This window comes from Kitasatospora sp. MY 5-36 (assembly GCF_001182915.1).
Taxonomy (GTDB): domain Bacteria; phylum Actinomycetota; class Actinomycetes; order Streptomycetales; family Streptomycetaceae; genus Kitasatospora.
The window spans coordinates 1-3,909 of the sequence record NZ_LFVW01000847.1 but is presented as its reverse complement, the minus strand read 5'-3'; the positions used below and the strand labels follow the sequence as shown (position 1 = coordinate 3,909).

Annotated in this window: 3 protein-coding genes and 1 pseudogene; 1 reads left to right on the top strand and 3 read right to left on the bottom strand. The window is 75.7% G+C overall.

Annotated features, from left to right (window positions below; genetic code table 11):
• Positions 1-312 precede the first annotated feature (312 nt).
• The 3 genes and pseudogenes from AE652_RS37115 to AE652_RS48730 form a co-directional block, all read right to left on the bottom strand.
• Positions 313-1,290 (bottom strand): NAD(P)H-quinone oxidoreductase, encoded by a 978-nt coding sequence (locus AE652_RS37115; RefSeq protein ID WP_049659602.1) that lies wholly within the window; start codon positions 1,288-1,290, stop codon positions 313-315.
• Between the two features lie 100 nt (positions 1,291-1,390).
• Positions 1,391-2,452 carry a TrkA family potassium uptake protein gene (locus AE652_RS37110; protein ID WP_082346221.1) on the bottom strand — a complete coding sequence of 354 codons (1,062 nt, stop codon included), beginning with the start codon at positions 2,450-2,452 and terminating at the stop codon, positions 1,391-1,393.
• Between the two features lie 55 nt (positions 2,453-2,507).
• Positions 2,508-2,627, bottom strand: a pseudogene (locus AE652_RS48730) (hypothetical protein); the annotation flags it as partial.
• 191 nt (positions 2,628-2,818) lie between these two features.
• Between AE652_RS48730 and AE652_RS37100 the strand changes: the two are divergent.
• A partial coding sequence (locus AE652_RS37100; protein ID WP_049659598.1) for a ribonuclease catalytic domain-containing protein occupies positions 2,819-3,909 on the top strand: 1,091 nt, incomplete at its 3' end.

Here is a 3,909-nt window from a genome sequence, read left to right as displayed (position 1 = left end):
AGGGCAGCGCCACCGCCGCCGAGGCGGCGGCCAGCGGGAGCGTGAGCCCCAGCACGGCCGCCGCGAACAGCCGCTGGGCGCGGCCCGGAGAGCGCCGGGACGGACGACGGTGGTGCGGCGCGACGGGCAGCGGCCCGAGGGATGCGTGCGGAGATGCGGCCACGGTCGGAGTCCTTCCGACGGCCGACGGCGCCCGGGGGCGGGATCGGCGGCGGGACTGCTCCGGACCAGATTCGCACGCGCCCGCCGTTACGGCATTTCGGGCAATTCACACCCGTCCGGCCGCCGCCCCGCCACCGGGGTCCCCCGTGCTCAGGCCCGCAGCACGACCTTCCCGACCTGCTCCCCGCGCTCCAGCACCCGGTGCGCCTCGGCCACCTCGGCCAGCGGCAGCACCCGGTCCACCACCGGCTTCACCACCCCGGACTCGACCAGCGGCCACACGTGCTCCCGCACCGCCGCCACGATCGCCGCCTTCTCCGCCAGCGGCCGCCCGCGCAGGTTGGTGGCGATCACCGCCCCGCGCTTGCGCAGCAGCGTGTTGAGGTCGAGCTCGCCCTTCACCCCGCCCTGGAGTCCGATGATCACCAGCCGCCCGTTGACCGCCAGCGCGTCCACGTTCCGCTGGAGGTACTTGGCGCCCATGATGTCCAGGATCACGTCCGCCCCGGCCCCGTCGGTCGCCTCCCGGAGCACCTCGACGAAGTCCTGCTCGCGGTAGTCGATCAGGATGTCCGCGCCCAGCTCGGCGCAGCGCGCCAGCTTCTCCGGGCCGCCCGCGGTGACCGCGACCCGGGCGCCGACCGCCTTGGCCAGCTGGATCGCCATCGTCCCGATCCCGCTCGCGCCGCCGTGCAGCAGCACCGTCTCGCCGGGCCGCAGGTGCGCGGTGAGGAAGACGTTGGACCACACCGTGCAGGCGACCTCGGGCAGTGCCGCGGCCTGCTCGGCGGACAGCCCCGCGGGCAGCGGCAGCAGCTGCCCGGTCGGCACCGCGACCCGCTGCGCGTAGCCGCCGCCGGCCAGCAGCGCGCACACCTCGTCGCCGACCGCCCAGCCGGCCACCCCGGGCCCGAGCGCGACGATCCGCCCGGCGCACTCCAGCCCCGGGTAGGGCGGGGCGCCGGGCGGCGGGTTGTAGAAGCCCTGCCGCTGGAGCAGGTCGGCGCGGTTGACGGCGGTGGCCGCCACCTCGACCAGGACCTCGCCCTCGGCGGGGACCGGGTCGGGCACCTCGGCCCAGACCAGTGCCTCGGGACCGCCGGGTACGGGAATCGTCATCGCATGCATGCCCCGAACCTACTGCGGGCGGGGGCGGTTCCACGGCGCGGCTCAACCGGTCGGCGCGGCTCGACCCGTGGGCGACGCTCGACCCGCCCGTGGGCGCGGCTCAGCCCGTCGGCGCGGCCGCGCTGGACTTGATGACGATCACCCGGTCGGTGAGCTGGAGCACGGCGGCCTCCGGCTCTGTGTAGTTGAGCACCCGTCGGCCCCGGACCACCGCGACCACCAGGTCCGCGCACTCGCGCGGGCTGTGCCCGGCCTCGGCCCAGGTGACCGGGCGCTCCACCACGTCCAGCCCGTTGCCGTACGTCAGCAGGTCCTCCATCACCGCCCCGGCGTGCGGGCTGAGCATCGACAGCCCGAGCAGCCGCCCGGCCGAACTGGAGCTGGTCACCACGACGTCGGCGCCGCTCTGCCGCAGCAGCGGCGCGTTCTCGTCCTCCCGTACGGCGGCGACCACGGTGGCGGCCTTGTTCAACTGGCGGGCCGTCAGCGTGATCAGCACGGCGGTGTCGTCCCGCTCCGGCGCGACCACCACCCGCGCGGCGGTGGGCAGCCCGGCGCGCACCAGGGTGTCGGTACGGGTGGCGTCGCCGACCACCCCGACCAGGCCGTGCTGGGCGGCGGCGTCGACCACCTTGCGCTGCGGGTCGACGACGACGATCTCCTCCTTCTTCACCCCCTGCCCGATCAGGGTGTCGACGGCGCTGCGGCCCTTCGTCCCGTAGCCGATGACGACGGTGTGCTCGCGCACGGTGGACCTCCAGCGGTTCAACCGCCATTGCAGGCGGGTCCGTTCGGTGAGCACCTCCAGGGTGGTGCCGACCAGGATGATCAGGAACACCACGCGCAGCGGGGTGATCACGAAGATGTTGGTGAGCCGGGCGCCGTCGCTGAACGGGGTGATGTCGCCGTACCCGGTGGTGGAGAGCGTCACGGTGGCGTAGTACGCCGCGTCCAGGAAGCTCAGCCCGCCGCCGGCGTTGTCGTTGTAGCCGTCCCGGTCGAGGTAGACGATGAACGTGGTGGCGACCAGGACGGCGAGCGCCAGCAGCAGCCGGGAGCCGACCTGCCGCACGGCGGGCTCGGCCCGTCGGGCGGGCAGCACGATCCCGGCGTCCGCCCACGGCTCGGTGCCGGGCGCGAGGTTGCGTCGGATCCGGCTCATGCGCCCACCCCGGCCGCCCCCGCGCCGGACGCGCGGCTCTTGACGGTTCCCTCGTTCACGGCACCTCCAGCAGTTCGACCGTCTCCCCCGCCGCCGCCCCGCCGGGCGGCACCACGGCGAGCGCCTCGGCCCGGGCGAGCCCGCGCAGCATCGCCGGGCCGTCGAAGGCCAGCGGCCACGGCGTCACCGCCCACACCGCGTGCAGCGCCCCCGTCGCCCCCAGCACCGCAGCCACCACACCCCCGGCCACCTTCACCGCACCCATCGCCCAAACCCCCTTCGTGCACGGCCACTTGCCCCCACCGTACGAGTGCTTACGCCAGAGCCTGGCCCGGAACCGCCCGGCCCCGCTCTACCCTGGCGTGCATGCCTCGCCGAAAACTGCGCGTCAAGGCCGCCGACTCCGCCCGGATCAACACCGAGCTGACCGAGCTCCGCACCCGCCTGGAGGTCCACACCGAGTGGCCGCGGGCCGTGCTCGCCGAGGCGGAGGAGGCGGCCGAGCGCCCCCGGCTGCCGGAGTACGACGCCACCGACCTGCCGCTGTTCACGGTCGACCCGCCCGGCTCCCGCGACCTCGACCAGGCCGTGCACCTCGCCCACCGGCCCGGCGGCGGCTACCGGGTGCACTACGCGATCGCCGACGTCGCCGCGTTCGTCCACCCCGGCGGCGCGATCGACACCGAGGCCCGCCGCCGGGTCGAGACCCTCTACTTCCCCGACCACCGCGTCCCGCTGCACCCCACCCGGATCTCCGAGGACGCCGCCAGCCTGCTGCCCGGCGAGCCCCGCCCGGCCCTGCTCTGGCAGCTGGACCTGGACGCCGACGGCGCCGTCGTCCTCGCCGACCTGCGCCGCGCCCTGGTCCGCTCGCACCGCCGGCTGGACTACGCCGCCGTCGAGCGCGCGGTGGACCTCGGCGGCGCCGACGAGCAGCTCGCCCTGTTCGCGACCGTCGGACGGCTGCGCGAGGAGCAGGAGCGCGCCCGCGGCGGGATCAGCCTGCCGGTGCCCGAGCAGGAGGTCGAGGAGACCCTGCACGGCTACGTCCTCGGCTACCGCGCCCCCGGCCCCGCCGACGGCTGGAACGCCCAGATCTCCCTGCTCACCGGCATGGCCGCGGCCGACCTGATGCTCGACGCGGGCGTCGGCCTGCTGCGCACCCTGCCCGCCGCGCCCGCCACCGGCTACGAGCGGCTGCGCCGGATCGCCGCCGCCCTCGACGTGGACTGGCCGCAGGCCGTCCCGTACCCCGAGCTGATCCGCTCCCTCGACCCGGACGTCCCGCTCAACGCCGCCTTCCTCAACGCCTGTGCGGGCCTGCTGCGCGGCGCCGGCTACCACGCCTTCGACGAGTCCCGCGGCCTGCCCGCCCCCGCTGATCCGGACCACGCCGCGCTCGCCGCCCCGTACGCGCACTGCACCGCGCCGCTGCGCCGCCTCGGCGACCGCTTCGC